Raw genomic sequence first — 17,223 nt, 5'->3', positions numbered from 1 at the left:
TCTTGCCACCGGCCGACTCCCCCACGGTCCTGGTGACCCGCCCGGAGCCGGGCGGGGCGGAGACCGCCGCGCGGCTGGAAGCGCTGGGCTGGCGGCCATTGCTGGCACCCGCCCTGGTGCTGGCGCCGCGCCGCTTCGCCCTGCCGCCCTGCCAGGCCGTGCTGCTGACCAGCCGCGCCGCCGCCCGTGCCCTGCCACCCCCCAAGGAGCAGCCCTGCGCCGATCTGCCGCTGCTGGCGGTGGGGGAGGCGACGGCGGAGGCGGCACGCGCGGCCGGCTGGGCGCAGGCCGAGGCGGCAGAGGGCACGGCGGCGGACCTCGCCCGGCTCGCCACGGCGCGGCTGGACCCGCAGGCGGGGCCGTTGCTGCTGCTGGTGGGGCAGGGCTATGCGCTGGACCTGGCGGCCGATCTGCGTGGTCGCGGCTTCGGCGTGCTGCGCCGCATCGCCTATGCCGCGCGGCCTGCCCTGGCACTGCCCGCGCCGGTATTGGCGGCGCTGGCCGATCCGCAGGCCAGCGACGCGCCGGCCAGAATCCTGTTCCACTCGCCTCGGTCGGCGGGCTGTGCCATCACTTTGTTCCGGAAGGCCGGGCATGCGGAGACGATCGCGCGGATGGCGGCGTTGGTGATCAGCCCCCGGGTTGCGGAAGCAGCCCGGACGGCGCTTGCCCCGCTGCAATGGCGTGACCTGCGCGTCGCGGCGCGGCCGACCGAGAATGCCTTGCTGGCGCTGCTCGGCCCCGCTCCGCGGGACCGGGTAGCCAGACCCTAAGGCTGTTCCGTCATGCTCCGGCATGGCAGGGCGGCCCTGGACCTTTGTTCTGTTGCATTTTCAGCCGTCTCCGGTGGCTTCGCCGGGGCTGAAAATGCCCTAGCCGCGCCAGGAGACCCATGAGCCAGACCCCGCCCCCTTCCTTCGCCGAGCGGCTCCGCCGCTTCCGCCTGGACCCGGCCGCCCTGCCCATCCTGGTCGCGGCCATCGTGCTCGTGGGTGCCGTCATCTGGCTGTTGGCCCGGCCGCTGCCGCAGGAGGCCGCCCGCACGCCGAACGCGGCATCGGCCGGCCAGGTCGCGGAGCTGGAATCGCGGCTGGCGGCGCTGGAGGGACGGGCGGCCCCGGACCTCGCGCCGCTGGAATCACGCCTCGCAGCCGCCGAGCAGGCGGCGCGGGAAGCCGCGGCGAGGCCGGCGGTGGATACGAGCGAATTCGCGCCGCGGAGCGCGCTGGAGAGCCTCGCGCCGCGGAGCGCGCTGGAGGACCTCGCGCCGCGGAGCGCGCTGGAGGACCTCGCGCCGCGGAGCGCGCTGGAAAGCCTCGCGCCGCGGAGCGCGCTGGAAAGCCTCGCGCCGCGGAGCGCGCTGGAGAATCTCGCACCGCGTGCGGTGGTGGAGTCGCTCGGTCAGCGCGTCGATGGACTGGCGCAGCGCGCCGAGGCCGCGATCCGGCAGGAGGAAGCCCGCGCCACCGCCAGCTCCGCCCGCATCGAGGGCGTGGCCCGCGAATTGGCAACGCGCCTCGGCACCGCCGAACAGGCGCAATCGCAGGCGAGCGAGCGGATCGGCGCCCTGGAGACCCGTCTTACGGAGCGGCTTTCCGCGCTGGAATCGGCACTGTCCGAGCGCCGGGCCGAGATCAACGCGCAGGCGCAGCGCATCCAGGAACTGGAAGGCCAGGCGCAGCGCCTCGCCGCGCTGGAAGGCCGCGCCGGCCGCCTGGCGACGCTGGACCAGCTGCGCGCCGCGCTGGAAGCCGGGCAGCCGCTGGGCGGCGCACTGTCCACGCTGCGTGACCCGCCCGGTGCGCTGACCCGCTTCGCCGAATCCGCGCCGCCGACCGAGGCGGGGCTGCGCCTGACCTTCGAGGATGCGGCCCGCGCCGCCCGTGCCGCCAGCGACCCGGCGCGTGAGGGCCAGGGCGTGCTCGATTCCGCCGTCTCGCGCCTCTCCAGCCTGGTGACCGTGCGGCGTGGGGAGGAGGTTCTGTGGGGTGATGCCGCCGCCGCGGAAATCGAAAAATCCCGCCGCGCGCTGGAGGCTGGCGACCTGGAAGGCAGCCTGCCGCCGCTGCGCCGCCTTTCGCCGCCGGCGCAGGCGGCGATGCAGCCCTGGGTCACGCAGGCGGAGGCGCTGATCGCCGCCCGCGCCGCGCTCCGCTCCCTGGCCGCGGGCTGAGGGCCGGATCATGCGCAGCGCCCTGATCTATCTGGTTCTTCTCGCCGCCGGCATCGCCGGCATCCTGTGGATCGCCCAGGTCGGCGGCGCGGTCGAAATCCGCGTCGGCGATGCGGAGGTGCTGGTCGGCCTGCCGGTGGCGCTGCTGCTGCTGGCCGTGCTGTTCCTGCTGCTGCACCTGCTGCTGGTGTTCTTTTCCGCGCTGCGACGCCTGCCGGGCCGGATGCGCGACCGCAGGGCCGCCCGCCGCCGCGGCGAGGGCGATGCCGCGCTGACCCGCGCGCTGGTGGCGCTGGCCGCCGGTACGCCGGACGCCGCGCGCATCGAGGTGAAGCGCGCCCGCAAGGGCCTGGGAGACACGCCGCAGACGCTGCTGCTGGCCGCCGAGGCCGAAAGGCTGGCGGGGCGGGAGGAGGCGGCGACGGAGGTGTTCCGCCAACTCGCCGCGATGCCCGATGCCCGCTTCCTCGGCCTGCGTGGCCTGCTGCGGCAGGCGATCCAGCGCGAGGATTGGCCCGCCGCCCAGCGTCTGGCGCGGGAGGCCGAGGCCGCCCAGCCCGGCGCCGCCTGGCTACGCCAGGAACGCGAGACGCTGGCGCTGCGCATGCGCGATTGGCGCGAGGCGCTGACCCTCGCTCCGCCCGGCGCCGGCCAGGCCGCACTCGCCTTGGCCGCCGCGGGGCAGGAGCCGGATGTGACCCGGGCCGCCGAGCTGGAACGCCAGGGCTTCGCCGCCGATCCGGCCTTCGCCCCGGTGGCGCTGGCGCATGCGCGGCGGCTGAAGGAGGGCGGCAGCCCGCGCCGCGCCAAGGCCGTGCTGGAACAGGCCTGGACGGCGCAGCCGCATCCGGACCTGGCGCTCGATTATCTTCATGACGATGTCGATGCGCTGGCGCGGATGAAATCCGCCGAGATGCTGGTGAAAGGTAGCCCGCGCCACGCCGAAAGCCGGCTTCTGGTCGGCCGCGCGGCGCTGGAGGCCGGGCTGACCGGCCGGGCGCGGCAGGAGCTGGACGCACTGGTCGCCTCCGGTCATGCCGATCGCCGCGCCTTCCTGGCGCTGAGCGACCTGGAGGAGGCGGAGCACGGCGAGACGCCCGAAGGCCGCGCCGCCCAGGCCCGCTGGCTGCGCCAGGCCGCCACCGCCGCGCCCGAGCCGCGCTGGCGCTGCGCATCCTGCGGTACGGACCAGGAGCAATGGGCGCCGGTCTGCCCGAAATGCCAGGCGGTCGGCACCATCAACTGGGCCAGCCCGCAGACCCTGCCGGCGACGGTGGGGTAGGGGCGGTGGGTTAGAGCTCCCACCCGGCCGCTGCGCGGCCACCCTCCCCCGCTTCGCAGGGGAGGGATAAACTTGTCTCCCTCCCCTGCGAAGCGGGGGAGGGTCGGGGTGGGGGCTTAAGACGGCGCTTCCGCCTGCGCCGCGTCGCTCACGACCACTCCATCCACCAGATGCACGCGCCGGCTGGCCCGGGCCGCCAGCGCCGCATCATGCGTCACCACCACCACCGCCCGCCCTTCCTCCCGCGTCAGGCGGCTGAAGATGTCGAAGACGGCGGCGGCGTTCACGCTGTCCAGATTGCCGGTCGGTTCGTCCGCCAGGATCAGCGCCGGGTCGTTGGCCAGCGCCCGGGCGATGGCGCAGCGCTGGCGCATGCCGCCCGAAAGCTGTTCCGGCAGCTTCTGGGCCGCCGGCGCCAGGCCGAAGGCATCGAGCAACGCCATCGCCCGGTTGCGCGCCGCGGCGCCGTGCAGCAGGCCGCGGCGACGGATCGGGATCAGCACGTTGTCCAGCGCGGTGAATTCCGGCAGCAGGAAGTGGAACTGGAAGACGAAGCCGAGCCGCGCCAGCCGCAGCCCGGCCAGCTCCGAGGCTGGCAGCCGCGCGGTGTCCTGCCCCTCCAGCAGCACGTGCCCCTCGCTCGGCCGGTCCAGCAGGCCGAGCAGGTACAGCAGCGAGGATTTGCCGGAGCCGGAGGGGCCGGTGACAGCGATGAACTCGCCGGCCCGGACGATCATGTTCACGTCCCGCACCAGCACCGGGCCATCCGGCAGCCGGCGGGTGGCGCCGCGTGCTTCCAGCAGCGGCGGCACGCCGCCGGACGCGGCCATCGGGGTCACGCGGCGCCCCGCACCACCTGCACCGGGTCCAGCCGGCTGGCCCGCCGCGCCGGGATGACGGAGGCCAGGGCGGCCGCGATCATGGCGAACAGGCTGGCCAGCAGATAGACGCGGATATCCCGGTCCAGCAGGAACTGGCCCTGGCCGGAGGGCGTGTTCACGCCGAAGCGCACCAGCGCCAGCCCCTCGATCATCAGCGCCCCCAGCGCGCAACCGACGAGCGCGCCGAGCAGCCCGGCGACGATGCCCTGCACCAGGAACAGCAGCTGGATATCGCCCTCCGTGAAGCCGAGCGACTTCAGGATGGCGATGTCGCGCGTCTTCTCGATCACCACCGTGGAGATCACGTTGTAGATGCCGAAGGCGGCGACCAGCAGGATGGCGCCTGTCACCGAGAACATGATGGCGTTCTGGATGACGAAGACGGTCAGGATATTGGCCGACTGCTCCTCCCAGCTTTCGGTGCGGTCGCCGAAGCGGGCCTCGATCTGGCGGGCCAGGGGCTCGGCCTGGGTCACGTCGGCCAGCCGGATCAGGATCTGGTTCACCACATTGGGCCGATCCGCCAGCACCTGCGCCACCTTCAGCAGCGCAAAGCCGTGCCCCTGGTCCACCGCCTGGATGCCGGTACGGAACAGCCCGACCACCTTCATCGACAGCACCGTGCCGCTGGGCGCCACGGCGGACAGCGTATCCCCCATGCCGATGCCGAGCCGCCAGGCCAGCGCCTCCCCCACGATGATCCCGTTGGCGGATCGGCGGAGGTCGTCCAGCGTGCCGGCGATCATGTCCTCCTCGATGTTGGAGACGCGGCGGTGCCGATCCGGCTCCAGCCCGGTCAGCACGGCGGAGACATCGCGGGACCCGTAGCGCAGCAAGGATTGCGCCTGCAGCACGGGGGCTGCGGCCACCCCCTCCATCGCCTCCAGGATCGCCACTTTCTGCCCGGCATTGCGGATGCCGCGCACCCGGTCCCGCGGCTTCACGCCATGCACCAGCACGGCGCCGTCCGGATGCGCGAGCTCCGCCGCCTGCGCGGTGGGGCGGCGGGTCTCGTCCTTGATGGTGATATGCGGCGAGACATCGATGATCTGGGTGACGAAATAGGTCTGGAAGCCGCGCATGATGGCCGCGGTGGCGATGAAGAACGCCACGCCGAGGGCGATGCCGGTGACGGAAACCAGGGTCTGCCGCAACCGCCGCGTCAGCATGCCGCGCGCCAGGTCCAGCAGCAGCCTCATGGCGTGGGCCGGGCCTCTAGCCGCACCGGTGCGCCATCATTCAGGCCTTCCGGCGGGCTCAGCACCACCGCCTCGCCTGCCGCCAGGCCGCGGCGGATCTCGATGCTGCGTGGCGCCTGGACGCCGATCTCCACCTCCCGCTGTTCCGCCACCTCCTTCTCCACCACCCATATCGTGGCGCGGCGAGTACTGCCGGGCGGGGCGGCGGGCGGCGCGGTGGGGGAGGCATCGCGCGGCGCCGGCGGCAGCACCACGGCCGCCGGCGGCACCAGCACGGCGTCCGGCGTTTCCCGCAGCACGATGTTGGCCTCCACCGTCATGCCGATGCGCAGCGGCGTGTCATCCGGCAGCGCGAGGCGCACGCGATAGGCCTTGCGGACTGTATCGCCCTTCGGGGTGATCTGCGCGACCTCGGCCGTCATGGCGCGGCCGGGGAAGGCATCGGCGCGCAGCAGGGCGCGCTGGCCGGGGGCGATGCGGGCGATATCCTCCTCATCCACCTCGGCCGTAATTCGCAGCGGGCGCGGCTCGCCGACCCAGAACAGGGCGGCGGGGGTGTCCACCACCTCTCCCACCTCCGCATCGCGGCGCAGCACCAGGCCGGAGGTGGGGGCGCGTACGACATAGTCATCCAGCCGCTGGTTCGCCGCATCGGCGAAGGCGCGGGCGGCCTGGGCATCGCGCTCGGCGCGTTCCAGCGTGGCGCGGGCGGAGATGTCGCGCGCCACCAGGGTACGGGTGCGGGCCAGATCCTCGGTCGCGAAGCGGGCGCGGGCCTCGGCCTCCGTCGCCGCGGAGCGGGCCTGGCGGTCATCCAGCCGGGCCAGGGGCTGGCCCTCGGTGACGCGCTGGCCTTCCTCGACCAGCACCTCCGTCAGCCGGCCGCGGATGGCGGGACCGATGCGGGCCCATTGCTCCGGCTCCACCGTCCCGGTCGCGTAGACCGCCTCCAGCGCCATGCCCTGGGTGGCCAGGGCGATGGCGACGCGCGGTGGCAATCCGAACCGGAGCCAAGCCGCGATGCCGCCCACGAGGAGGATGGCGAGAAGGAGGAGGAGGCGGCGCATCTCGCGGCACGGTAGCAGCTTCGGGCCGGCGGGTCATGGGAGGGTTCAGAGGCGGGTTGTCGGCGGGCGCGCGGGCGGCTATACGGCCGCGCTGTGGGTACGCCGACATAGCTCAGCGGTAGAGCAACTGATTCGTAATCAGTAGGTCCCCGGTTCAATCCCGGGTGTCGGCACCATATTTCCCAATGACTTAGCTGCCTGAAACGATCCGAAGCGGGCCTATTTCGTGGCTTGCGGACCCCTGGCGGACCCGCCGGGATGAACAGCTGCATCACTTGGCGCGCTGGTCAGGTCCGCCAGTGTCTCCGGCAGCGGTCCCTGCTGCACGAACAGTTCCCAGGGCCGGGCGTCTGCCCGCAGGTCGATTACGATGTGTCTCCCGCCACAGGCTGAACATGCCAGCCGGCGCCGCAGGGCGTTCACGCTCAAGCGCGGGTCGTCACCTAGCAGGTGAAAGGCTGCCCGCACCGATAGCGGGCGCAGCCTGTGGCACCCCACCGCGCCTGCACAGTGGATGGTGAAATACGTTCGGTCAGCATTGGCAAGCTGGCGCCCGATCCGGACATACCCATCGGCAGCAAGATCATCCAGGCGGCGCGACTCCGGCTCAAGATGGCGAGGCATTAGGAGAGGATACCGCCACGCCCTAGGAGCGGAAGCCTGTCGGCCCCCTCTGGTCAAATGGCAGTGACCCTCGCGCGCAGAGGATGAGGAACCTTGTCAGTTCGTGCGCCACTAGCGCCGTGCCGCCGTCCCAACCGCTCCGGCGCCACTGCCCGAGAGGGACCCGGCGCGTGCGGACCGCTAAAATTTCACTGTTTGTGGTTGTCGCGCGATTGGCGCGTTACCCGCTTCGCATGGGCCCGATCTACGCTGCTAGCATCTGGCTAGGCATGATCCAGTTCGATATGGTCATAGCGGGCTGATTGTGGCCTCTCCAATCGTTCCGGCCGCGCCTTGAACCCGCTGTTTAAGCGCAACACGAGGGCAGCTGCATGAACCAGCTTCGGCTGCTTGTTTTGGGTGCGCTTGCCGCTTTCTGCCTTCTCGGCCGGCCAAGTCAGGCGCAGGTTGTAGAAGTGGCGCGGTCTGGCGACTGGATTAATTACGAAGGACGCTCGAGTCAGGGCGACCGGATGTGCGGCATAAGATCCGGCGGTATCTCTTCAAGATCGATGTTCATAAAGTATTTCGAGGGCAACAATACGTTTAGCTTCCAGATTTATAATGCCGCCTGGACTATACCGAGCGAGGTAAATGTGCGCGTGGCGGTTGAGCTGGGTTCGACATACAGGTCATCTGACTTGCAAGCGATCGGTCATCCCCGCGAAGACCTTCTCCCTGCGCGGGTCGAGTTCTCGGTCTTGTTTGAAGGTTCTGGAGAATTCTGGACCGCTTTCCGCCAAGCCAGCACAGGGCGCCTGATTTTCTTGACTGGCAACGAAGGGTCGTGGCGGATCAGCCTCGCTGGCAGCAATGCCGCAACTTCAACTATGAGTAGTTGTATTCAGCGTCTGAACCAAGGCACGCGCCCATTTGATGCTGGTCGAGTTCCTGGGGCACAAGGCAGCGCCACAAGCACCCCTTTTGACGTCCCAGCGGGAGCGCTTAAGGATTGAGCTAAAGCCACTAGGGAAGACCCAAGCTTCAGGGTTCGCGGTTACGGCATGTTTACTGCGGTCCGCATTTGGCGCGCCGGCATGATTTGGCTGCGCCTCCCATCGCGCGCGCGTGTTTTTCAGTGTTAGCGTTGGCGGTGCGGACCCTGCGCCGGTCCCGAAGGCAAGCCGCTCGAGACTTCGCCTCCCCCCATCCATGCGCTTGGAAATGTGGATGCGGATGTTTTGCTTTTCCCGCCGGTCCACAGCGTGCTGCGACTTCGAGGCGCCTGCCCCCCCCCCGGGGGGTGTGGATGCATCATCAGCGCAGCGGCGGCGCCGCTTGCGCCTTTCACCATCTCCCGAGCGAGACCCTGTGTGTCGTGGCGATCTTGTGACCTGCTTGAGATGTTGCGCTCAACTATCGGTTCCGTGACTGTTGATCCGGGAGACGCATCCTGCATCCCCCGGACAGCGTTGCGCCAGCAGGTGGGCAAGTAAATGTCGGTAAAGATAATTTTGATCGCGCTCTGTACGAGCGCGATCCTTAGTGGCTGTGCCCAGAGGTGGGCGAAACCCGGCGGTACTCAAGAGGAGTTCCGGGCAACGGAAGCGCAGTGCCAAGCACGATCATTCGCCCAGTTTCCGCCAGCTATGGACCGGGTTCAGATCTCGTCTAGCTACACGACGCCGATGCAAACAAGCTGTTACCCAAGCGGCTATAGTGTCCAGTGCTATACAACGGGCGGACAGTATATTCCGCCAAGCTTCATGAATATTGACAGAAATGATGCGGTGAGGGCGCGCGGAGTGCAGGGCTGCCTGATGGAGCAGGGTTGGCGCCCCGTTGACCGCGAAGGACGTCCGCAGCAGCTTTAGCCTGCATCTCTAGTGCGGGTTGGCATGTGAACGCTGCTCCCCGCTCCCAGCTCCACCACCGCCAGCCCCGGCGGCGGCGGGTGGCAGGTGCAGCAGCGCCAGCCGCGCGGGTCGCGGGCTTCCGTCCACCACCGCCCGGCCCGCCGGTCCGCTCGGCCGCAGCACGAACACCAGGCACCGGGCGATGGTGGCGTCGGGCCGGACCATGACGGCGGTCGTTGCAGCCCGGCCGCAAGATAGCTCGCCACGGCGGCCCGTTGGTCCCCCTCTGGCACGGGCCGCCCCAAGTCGCCGCGCGCCTCGGCGTTGCGCGCCGCAGGCTTGGCGGCGGCATCCCAGTTTTCCGGTGGCCAGGGTGGCCTCCTGCTAATCCTGCTAAGGCTGCTAATCGGCAGCACCGAATTAGCAGCATTAGCAACATTAGCAGGGGCGGACCCTTCGGCCCGAATTTTCGCCAGCGCGGCCCAGGGATCGAAAGCCGGTTGGCTCACGCCACCAGTTCCCAGGCCTCCCGCCGGCTCGCACCATCCACCTCACTTCCGGCCGGCAACCGCCGCAGCCACCCGTGATCTTCAAGTGTAGCAGCCGCAGCGCGTGCCGCCGCAGCGGCCCGGATGGCGCCGGGTCCGGTCTGGTAGATTTGCGCGAGGTGGCATTGCGGGTCCCGCCGGTCCTGCCACCACCGCAGCAGCGCCGCCGCCTGCCGCAATTCCGGCGTGACGCTGGCGGCACCGATCAAGCGCATCATCTCGGCGGCGTAGTGCTGCGCCAGCGCTATGCCGCATGCCACATGCTCGGCTCCGATTTCCATTGCGTCCGGGTCGGCATAGGTCGCGAGCACCGCCGCCAGCCTCCCCGCGTGCTCGGGCGCTTTGGCACCGAAGGCGCGGATCGGGCGCCATGCGCCACCATCACCGATGGCGCGTTCGGCGTGGTCGTGGAACCCGATCCACAACGCTTCCGCCTCCGGCGTCAGGGTCAGGGCGGGCGGGTCGAGCACGTCGGATGCGTCCGGGCGCGTGACGGGCGGGCGGGTCAGCAGCTGGGTCAGGCGGTCGTTATAGGCGTCGAGCGTGGCCCGGCAGGCATCGGGTGGCGTGCTGAACATGCGGGTTCCTGCCGTGCTCTCCGGCGCCACCAACAGCACCCGCGCCAGCATCCCGATGCCGTCGAGCGTGGCGTCACCGAACAGCCGGTCCGCCACCACGGCCTGCATCATGATATGCGCGCTGCACCGCCGGCCCGGCAGGAAGGTGGCGCCAGTCAGCACCCGGCGGCGGCGGATCGGATCGCCGTCCCAGAGTGTGTTCATCAACGCGCCGGTCCGCATCCGGCTTTCATCGTTGAAAGCGGACCCGCCGATAAGCACGCCGCCCTCGGCCGTGAACACACCCGCCCATGGGCGGCCTTCGGCCAGGTGCAGCACCAGCGCCTCCGGCGTCGGGTCCGCGATTAGCAGCATCGGGTGCGGCGGGGGCTTCGGTTCAGAACCCAGACTCAGGAGGTTGTCGCGGATTAGGCCACGGTCACCTTTGGCCTTTTTCTTGATCTGTTCTGTTGCTTCCTTATGGGCCGCGAGGTCGGCCCGGAAGCGATCAACCAACGCGCCGTTTTTCACCCCGCCACCGTTCTTCGGTCCGATAGACCGCCGCCAGCGCCACCCGATCTACAGAGGATTTCCGCTCGCCGCTCTCGGCCACGGAAACGAACAGGCCGGTCAACGGCTTCTGCCCGCTACCCGGCAGCGCCACGTCCCGCTGCGCCTGCAACCCTGTGCTGGTCTCGCGGCGCATCGGCGCCCTGTCGCCGGAGGAGCGCCGCGCTTTCGTCGCGGAAGCCAATGGCCGCGCGACCCTGGCGCAGGGCGTCGGCGAACGCGCGCGGGCCGATGCGGAGCGGCTGGAGGATGCGCTGCCGCTGTGGCGCGGCGGCGACGTGGACAGCGCCGACAATGCTGGCTTCGTCCGCGCCTTCCTGTTGCGCCTGACGCCGGAGGAGCGCGGCAGCCTGATCACCAGGGACGGCCGCCTGGCCGCGGAGGGTGCGGCCCGCTTACGCGCCGCGGTGCTGGCGCGCGCCTATGGCGACGAGCTGGGCCCGCTGCTGGACCGGCTGCTGGAGGGCGACACCGCCGGGCTGCGCGGCGTCGCCGGCGCGCTGACCGATGTCTCCGCCCGCTGGGCGCAGCTGCGCCAGGCCGTGATGGCGGGCGAGGTGGATGCCGGCATGGATGTGACGGCCGACCTCATTGGCGCGCTGCGCACATTGGACGAGGCGCGACGCCTGAAGGTGGCTGTGCCGGAGTTGCTACTGCAGACTGATCTGGACCGGCCGCCGCTGACCGAGGCTGGCCAGAAGATGCTGGCCAGCTTCTTCGACCAGGGCGATCCCAGCCGCCGCACCGCCGCCCGGGCCGCGATCGCCGCCCGGCTGGATGCCTATGTGGAGGAGGCGCTGAAGGTTCAGCCGCCCGGCCGCGACCTGTTCGGCGCGCCGCCGCTGCGCCCGGCGGAGATCCTGGAGGGCGCCCGGCTGCGCGAGGCGCCGCCCGCAGCACCCGTCGCGGAGGAGGCCGCGCCCGCGGCCGCCTTCGACTTCGGCGAGGAGGCGGTGGACATCCTGGCCGCCCGCCAGCGCGCGATCCGCGAGGCGACCGAGACCGAGGCCGCCGCCCGCCCGGCGCCGCAGCAGGTGGCGACGGCCGAGCTGCTGGAGGCGCAGCGCATCGCGGCGGAGCGGGATGTGCCGGTGCCGGTTGGCGAGATCTCTGCCGACGGCGCGGCGCAGCCCACGCGTGGCGCGCGCGATCTGCTGGACGAGGCCGAAGCGGAGGGCGAGCAGGCCGGCCAGGCCATGCTGTGCCTCATCGGAGGGGCGGCATGACGCGGGCTGACAAATGCCTGGCCGATGCCGTGGCCGCCGGGAAGATCTCGGAGGCGACCGCCGCCAATGCCCGCGCCCGCGTGCAGCAGCTTCTGGACAAGGGCGTGGCCGAGGGCGAGGCGATGGTCAGGGCGGCGGAGGAGATGGCGGCCGCAGCCGCGCAGCGAAAGCGCCAGGTGGCGCTGCGCGTCATCGCGGCGGCCCGGACCTTCGACCAGGCCAGCGCCCATCCGCGTGGCTTTGCCGCGGGCGTCGCCTCGATCTTCGCGCGGGACGCCTATGGCCTGGCCGGCCACTCCAACATCGAGGGCCGTGCCGCCGCCATCGAGGCCGGCGCCCATGCCCGGCTGGTGAACCTGCTGGACGCCTACCGGTCCAAGGCGCTGGGCTTCAAGCAGGACCTGCCTGGGCTGCGGCGCTTTGTCTCGGCGCTCTATGGCGACACCCGTGACGCGGCCGCCGGCGGCTTTGCTCGCGCGTGGAACGACGTGACGGACAGCCTGCTGGAGCGCTTCAACGCCGCCGGCGGCAACCTGCCGCGGCGTGACACCTGGCGCCTGCCGCAGGAATGGGACCGCGACCTGGTTAAGCGGGCAGGGCGGGGCGACTGGACCGCCTTCATGCAGGACGCCATCGCCCGCGGAGATCTCCGCATGGTGGACTTCGATACCGGCGACCCGCTGGCCGCCGACCGCGCCGCCGCCGTGATCGACGACGCCTGGCAGAGCATCAGCAGCAATGGCGTGTCCGACCTGGTTCCGGGGCAGCCCGGCGGCGTGGCGCTGGCCAATCGCCGGGCGCAGCCGCGCGCCTTCGAATGGACCTCGGCCGAGGCCTACCTGAAGTTCAACGACCGCTTCGGCGTCGGCGATGCCGGGCTCTTCGAGCTGCTGACCGGGCATGTGAAGGGCATGGCGCGTGACATCGCCATGCTGGAGATCCTCGGCCCGAACCCGGTGCACCAGGCGCGCGTCCTGATGGACCAGGCGCGCAAGGCGGAGGCGAGCGATACCGCCGTCCACTTCCTCGGCAATCTCTGGAACCACACGACCGGCCAGGTGAACAGCCCAGTGAATGAGGGCGTCGCCACCACCTTCCGCAATATCCGCAGCTGGTTGATGGGCGCGCAGCTCGGCAGCGCGGTGCTGTCCAGCGTGACGGACTTCGCCACCCTGCAGAAGGCGGCCGACTGGAACGGCCTGCCGGTGACGGATGTGCTGCGGCGCTACGTCTCCCTGCTGAACCCGGCCAATGCCGAGGACCGCAAGACGGCCGTGCGCCTGGGCCTGATCGCCCAGGGCTGGACGCAGCGGGCGCTGGGGATGACCCGTCACCAGGCGGAGATCGTCGGCCGCGACCTGCCGGGCCGCATCGCCGATTTCACCATGCGCGTCTCCGGCATGTCGGCGCATACCCAGGCGGCGAAATGGGCCTTCGGCATGGAGTTCTCCGCCCACCTTGCAGACCGCGCCGGCCGGACGCTCGACCAGTTGGAGCCGGAGCTGCAGCAGAGCTTTGCCCGGTATGGCATCACGGCCGAGGATTGGGACATCATCCGCACCGCCGGCGTCTGGGATCAGGACGGGGTTCGCTTCATCCTGCCGGAGCAGATTGTGGGGCGACCGGCGGAGCCGCCCGCGCCGAGGTCGCCGGAGGAGCTGGCAGCCGGCGAGGGGTGGCGCCAGCGTGGTGAGGATCTGGCGCAGGCGGAACCGCCAGCCGGCGCCTGGCAGCGCGGTGACCCGGTGCCGGAGGATATCGCCCGGGTGGAGCAGGAGGCGCTGGACCCGGCGCGGCATCCGCCGACGCATGCCATCGAGACCCCCGAGCGCCAGGCGCAGCGGGCGCAGTGGAAGGCGGAGGTTGAGGCCGAGCGCCGTGCGCAGGTGCCGGAGATCAGGCAGGACCGCCAAGCCTGGATCGTTCTCGGCGCACCGGCCTCCGGGAAGTCCACCGTCATCGAGCCGCTGGCGCAGCGCATGGGAGCGTTGCTGGTGGACGCCGACGACATCAAGGCACGCATTCCGGAGTTTCGCGGCGGCATCGGCGCCAATGCCGTGCACCGGGAGAGCTCGCGCCTGGCCGCCGAGATCCTGGAGGAGGCTAAGATCCGCGGCGACCGCGTCGCCCTGCCAATGGTTGGCCGGGACCTGGCCGGTTTGCGCCAGGATGTTGAAGAGCTGAAGGAGGCAGGCTACATGATCCATGTAGTCCTTGCCGATCTCCCGCTTGATAAGGCGGTGAACCGCGCGATCAACCGCTTTCGCGAAACCGGCCGCTACGTTCCCTTGGACTACATCGTGAACCAGGTCGGCGATCGACCTGGCGCGAACTTCGAGGCCATCAAAGGAGAGGCCGCGACCTATGCCCGATACAGCACCGACGTCGAAAGAGGCCAACCGGCCCGCTTCCTCGACGGAACCGACATCCTCGCAGCCGAACCCGACCCACGCGGAATTCGAGGCGATCGACCGCGAGGAACGGGCGAAGGGGCACAAGCGGGTGATGGAGGAGCTGCGGCGCCGGGGCGTGGTTCCGCCGAAGTAGAGCCAGCCGCCGAGGCTGCAGCCCGCCAGGCCACGTCCCGCCTTCTGGAGATGATCCAGGGTGAGACCAGCTTCGCCGTGGTGGAGCCAGGCAACCTGGAGAGGGCGGTGATGCTGGGCAGCTCCCGCCCCGGGACCGCCGGCGGCGAGTTCCGCCGCGCCACCGCGCAATACAAATCCTTCCCCGTCGCCATGATGTCGCGCCACCTGATGCGCGGTATCGAGCAGATCCGCGGCGGCGATTGGGGGCGCTACCTCGCGACCACGGCCGTGTCGCTCACGGTGATGGGCGCCGTGGCCATGCAGCTGAAGGCGATCGCGCAGGGGAAGGATCCGCGCGACATGACCTCGCCCAGCTTCTGGGGCGCCGCCTTCTTCCAGGGCGGTGGCGCCGGCATCCTCGGCGACTTCCTCAACGCCGGCCTGAACCGGGCCGATCGCGGTTTCTGGATGACCAGCTTCGGCGGGCCGACCGGCGGCTTGATGGACGACATCGCCAAGCTGACCGGAGGCAATCTGCAGGGCCTGGTCGAGGACAAGGACACCAATTTCGGCCGCGAGCTGGCGCGCTTCGTCCAGAAGAACACGCCGGGCAGCAGCCTCTGGTATGGGCGCCTGGCCATGGACCGGCTGCTTTGGGACCGGCTGCAGTACCTCCTCGATCCCAAGGCGGCGCAGCGCTGGCGCGAGCTCGAGCGCCGCAGCATCGACCAGACCAACCAGCGCTTCTGGTGGGCGCCCGGCGAGACCTCGCCGGAGCGCGCGCCCAGCCTGCCCGCCGCCATCGGAGGCGCAACGCCATGACCATCAGCACCATTCCCGCCAATGACCGGCGCGAGATGTTCACGGCCAGCGCCGCGCAGACGGTGTTCCCCTTCGACTTCCCGCTCTATGCCGCCAGCGACATCCGCGTGGTGCGGACCCGGGCGGGGGCGACCGTGACGCTGGCGCTGGGCGTGGACTATGCGGTGACCGGCGCCGGCGAGCAGGCCGGCGGCGCCGTCGTCCTGGCCAGCGGCGCCCTGGCCGGCGATGTCCTGCTGCTGGAAAGCGCCATGCCGGCGGGCCGGACCAGCGCCTTCAGCGACGGCGGAGACCTCCCGGCCGCGGGCCTCAATGCCGACTTCAACCGGCTCTACATCGTGCTGCAGCAGCAGGCGCGCGACGTCGGCCGCGCCATCAGCATCCCAGCGATCGAGCCGAACCTGGATCCGACCTTGCCGCCCCTGGCGCAGCGTGCGGGGAAGCTGCTGGGCTTCGACGCCTTCGGCAAGCCGATCGTCTATCCGGTGCTCGACCGCAGCGCGGACACCGTGCTGGCCGACGGCACGACCGCCGCGCGAAGCCTGGCGCAGCGCGCCGGCGACATCCTGAACCTGCATGACTTCGGCGGCGTCGGCGATGGGGTGGCCGACGACACGGCCGCGATCGACCTGTGGTTCCTGGCCTGGCTGCTGACCGGGCGGCCCGCCTTCCTGCCGCCCGGCCGCTTCATCTACAGCGGCACCAGGCTGGATCTCGACCTGGGTGGCCTCGGCGCCTTCCTGTCGCGCCGCGGCGGGGTCATGTTCGGCTGCGGCGGGCAGACCAGCATCATCGATGTGCGGAGCTGCAGCGGCACGCCGCAGTTCCGCATCAAGGACAGCACCGGCGCGGCCTTCTTCTGGCACTTCCGGGACTTCGGCATCCGCTGCAACACCACCGGCATCGGCGCCCAGCTCGGCCAGGATTGGGACGGCACGCGGTACCCGGACTTCCTGAATTCCTGCAGCTTCACGGGGCTGGTGGTCCAGAACGTCAGCTCCGCCGGCATCGCGGCGCTGCGCATGAACGGCGTCCTGCAGAGCCAGCTGAACATCGTCGCCAACAATGGCGGGTGCGGCATCGGGGACGCCATCCAGCTCTTCGGGGTGCAGTTCTGCACGGGGCTGCTGGCGGCGGGCAACGCGGCGCGGGGGCTGCGCCTGTCGGGCTACACCTTCGGGAACGATTTCTGCTGCGACATCGAGGTGGTGAACAGCTGCATCCGAGCGGATGACTCGGCCGTGGCCGGCGCCGGGGCCAATCGCAACCGGCTGTCCGGCGTCTTTGTCTGGGGGGCGACCAACGCCAACCCGGCGATCTCTGGCAATGACGGCACCACCAACTGCATCGCCGCCAGCTTCCTGGCCGGGCCGCTGATCTTCTCCGGCAGCGCGCAGTTCGGCTCCGGCATACCCCAGGTGCCGGGCGTCTCCGCCGGCCTGGTCGTCTTCGAGCACCGGAACCAGGGCGTCACCGACGTTGGCCAGCTGCGCAGTGCCCAGCCACCTGGCGTGCCGGCGCTGGTTAATCTGGACAGCGAGGCAGCCCAGACCGCGGAGCTGCAGTTCCGTCGCGCCGGTGGTTTGCGCTGGCGCTTGGCGCGGGACACGACGTCGGAAGCTGGCTCCAACTCCGGATCTCTGCTGGTGGTTGAGGCCTTCAGCGATGCCGGGGCGGCGCTGGGCGCTGCGCTGTCTGTTCAGCGCGATTCCAGCCTGCGGGTGAACGTGTCGCACCTCTGGGCGGTGAGCCGGCTGCAGCACCCTGGCTACACGGTGGCGACTGTGCCGACGCCGAATCCGGGCGGGCAGACCGCCTATGTGAACAACGAGAGCGGCGGCGCGGTGCTCGCCTTCTCGGACGGCACCAACTGGCGCCGGGTCACCGACCGCGCGATCGTGAGCTAGGAGG

At 70.6% G+C, this 17,223-nt stretch carries 12 protein-coding genes and 1 tRNA gene; 8 read left to right on the top strand and 5 right to left on the bottom strand.

What is annotated here, in order from left to right:
* The first annotated feature begins 2 nt into the window (after positions 1 to 2).
* The 3 genes from HB662_RS03955 to HB662_RS03945 all read left to right on the top strand — a co-directional run bounded on the left by HB662_RS03955 (position 3) and on the right by HB662_RS03945 (position 3,455).
* Positions 3 to 773, top strand: coding sequence for a uroporphyrinogen-III synthase (locus tag HB662_RS03955; RefSeq protein WP_168047327.1), 771 nt, complete (start codon positions 3 to 5; stop codon positions 771 to 773).
* Positions 774 to 892: 119 nt separating this feature from the next.
* The gene (locus tag HB662_RS03950; RefSeq protein ID WP_168047325.1) at positions 893 to 2,173 is read left to right on the top strand and encodes a hypothetical protein; all 1,281 of its coding nucleotides are present in this window, start codon (positions 893 to 895) and stop codon (positions 2,171 to 2,173) included.
* A gap of 10 nt (positions 2,174 to 2,183) precedes the next feature.
* Positions 2,184 to 3,455 (top strand): heme biosynthesis HemY N-terminal domain-containing protein, encoded by a 1,272-nt coding sequence (locus HB662_RS03945; RefSeq protein ID WP_168047323.1) that lies wholly within the window; start codon positions 2,184 to 2,186, stop codon positions 3,453 to 3,455.
* Positions 3,456 to 3,571: 116 nt separating this feature from the next.
* Here the strand turns inward: HB662_RS03945 and HB662_RS03940 are convergent, their stop codons facing one another.
* Genes HB662_RS03940 through HB662_RS03930 form a run of 3 tightly spaced genes read right to left on the bottom strand, consistent with a single transcriptional unit; the run spans position 3,572 to position 6,602 of the window.
* The gene (locus HB662_RS03940; protein WP_209443112.1) at positions 3,572 to 4,285 is read right to left on the bottom strand and encodes an ABC transporter ATP-binding protein; all 714 of its coding nucleotides are present in this window, start codon (positions 4,283 to 4,285) and stop codon (positions 3,572 to 3,574) included.
* A gap of 5 nt (positions 4,286 to 4,290) precedes the next feature.
* Positions 4,291 to 5,535: an ABC transporter permease gene (locus HB662_RS03935; protein WP_168047321.1), complete on the bottom strand. Its 1,245-nt coding sequence runs from the start codon at positions 5,533 to 5,535 to the stop codon at positions 4,291 to 4,293.
* Complete coding sequence (locus HB662_RS03930) at positions 5,532 to 6,602, bottom strand: efflux RND transporter periplasmic adaptor subunit (RefSeq protein WP_168047319.1); 1,071 nt, start codon at positions 6,600 to 6,602, stop codon at positions 5,532 to 5,534. The genes HB662_RS03935 and HB662_RS03930 overlap by 4 nt, the downstream gene beginning before the upstream one ends.
* A gap of 101 nt (positions 6,603 to 6,703) precedes the next feature.
* Between HB662_RS03930 and HB662_RS03925 the strand changes: the two genes are divergently transcribed.
* Positions 6,704 to 6,778, top strand: a tRNA-Thr gene (locus HB662_RS03925).
* An 819-nt stretch (positions 6,779 to 7,597) separates the two neighbouring features.
* Entirely contained in the window at positions 7,598 to 8,221 is a 624-nt protein-coding gene (locus tag HB662_RS03920; protein ID WP_168047317.1) for a hypothetical protein, read from the top strand.
* A 1,345-nt stretch (positions 8,222 to 9,566) separates the two neighbouring features.
* Here the strand turns inward: HB662_RS03920 and HB662_RS03915 are convergent.
* Both HB662_RS03915 and HB662_RS29615 read right to left on the bottom strand, forming a co-directional pair.
* A complete protein-coding gene (locus tag HB662_RS03915) occupies positions 9,567 to 10,682 on the bottom strand; it encodes a DUF3987 domain-containing protein (RefSeq protein ID WP_168047316.1) in 1,116 nt (371 codons plus the stop codon).
* Positions 10,675 to 10,872: a DUF3987 domain-containing protein gene (locus tag HB662_RS29615; protein ID WP_168047314.1), complete on the bottom strand. Its 198-nt coding sequence runs from the start codon at positions 10,870 to 10,872 to the stop codon at positions 10,675 to 10,677. The genes HB662_RS03915 and HB662_RS29615 overlap by 8 nt, the downstream gene beginning before the upstream one ends.
* Between HB662_RS29615 and HB662_RS03905 the strand changes: the two genes are divergently transcribed.
* Genes HB662_RS03905 through HB662_RS03895 form a run of 3 tightly spaced genes read left to right on the top strand, consistent with a single transcriptional unit; the run spans position 10,853 to position 17,219 of the window.
* Positions 10,853 to 11,962 carry a hypothetical protein gene (locus HB662_RS03905; protein ID WP_168047312.1) on the top strand — a complete coding sequence of 370 codons (1,110 nt, stop codon included), beginning with the start codon at positions 10,853 to 10,855 and terminating at the stop codon, positions 11,960 to 11,962. The genes HB662_RS29615 and HB662_RS03905 overlap by 20 nt on opposite strands.
* Entirely contained in the window at positions 11,959 to 15,312 is a 3,354-nt protein-coding gene (locus HB662_RS03900) for a zeta toxin family protein (RefSeq protein WP_168047310.1), read from the top strand. The genes HB662_RS03905 and HB662_RS03900 overlap by 4 nt, the downstream gene beginning before the upstream one ends.
* Complete coding sequence (locus HB662_RS03895) at positions 15,309 to 17,219, top strand: hypothetical protein (RefSeq protein ID WP_168047308.1); 1,911 nt, start codon at positions 15,309 to 15,311, stop codon at positions 17,217 to 17,219. Before HB662_RS03900 ends, HB662_RS03895 begins: the two co-directional genes overlap by 4 nt.
* Positions 17,220 to 17,223: the final 4 nt, after the last annotated feature.

The sequence above is a fragment of the Falsiroseomonas frigidaquae genome (genome assembly GCF_012163145.1).
In the GTDB taxonomy this organism is placed as follows: Bacteria; Pseudomonadota; Alphaproteobacteria; order Acetobacterales; family Acetobacteraceae; genus Falsiroseomonas; species Falsiroseomonas frigidaquae.
The sequence above is the reverse complement of the archived record's forward strand: the minus strand, read 5'-3'. Positions and strand labels throughout refer to the sequence as shown.

Coding starts and splice junctions, on each gene's coding strand:
- HB662_RS03940 (WP_209443112.1), bottom strand. CDS start 4,285: ATGGCCGCGTCCGGCGGCGTGCCGCCGCTGCTGGAAGCACGCGGCGCC.
- HB662_RS03950 (WP_168047325.1), top strand. CDS start 893: ATGAGCCAGACCCCGCCCCCTTCCTTCGCCGAGCGGCTCCGCCGCTTC.
- HB662_RS29615 (WP_168047314.1), bottom strand. CDS start 10,872: ATGCGCCGCGAGACCAGCACAGGGTTGCAGGCGCAGCGGGACGTGGCG.
- HB662_RS03935 (WP_168047321.1), bottom strand. CDS start 5,535: ATGAGGCTGCTGCTGGACCTGGCGCGCGGCATGCTGACGCGGCGGTTG.
- HB662_RS03945 (WP_168047323.1), top strand. CDS start 2,184: ATGCGCAGCGCCCTGATCTATCTGGTTCTTCTCGCCGCCGGCATCGCC.
- HB662_RS03900 (WP_168047310.1), top strand. CDS start 11,959: ATGACGCGGGCTGACAAATGCCTGGCCGATGCCGTGGCCGCCGGGAAG.
- HB662_RS03895 (WP_168047308.1), top strand. CDS start 15,309: ATGACCATCAGCACCATTCCCGCCAATGACCGGCGCGAGATGTTCACG.
- HB662_RS03920 (WP_168047317.1), top strand. CDS start 7,598: ATGAACCAGCTTCGGCTGCTTGTTTTGGGTGCGCTTGCCGCTTTCTGC.
- HB662_RS03930 (WP_168047319.1), bottom strand. CDS start 6,602: ATGCGCCGCCTCCTCCTCCTTCTCGCCATCCTCCTCGTGGGCGGCATC.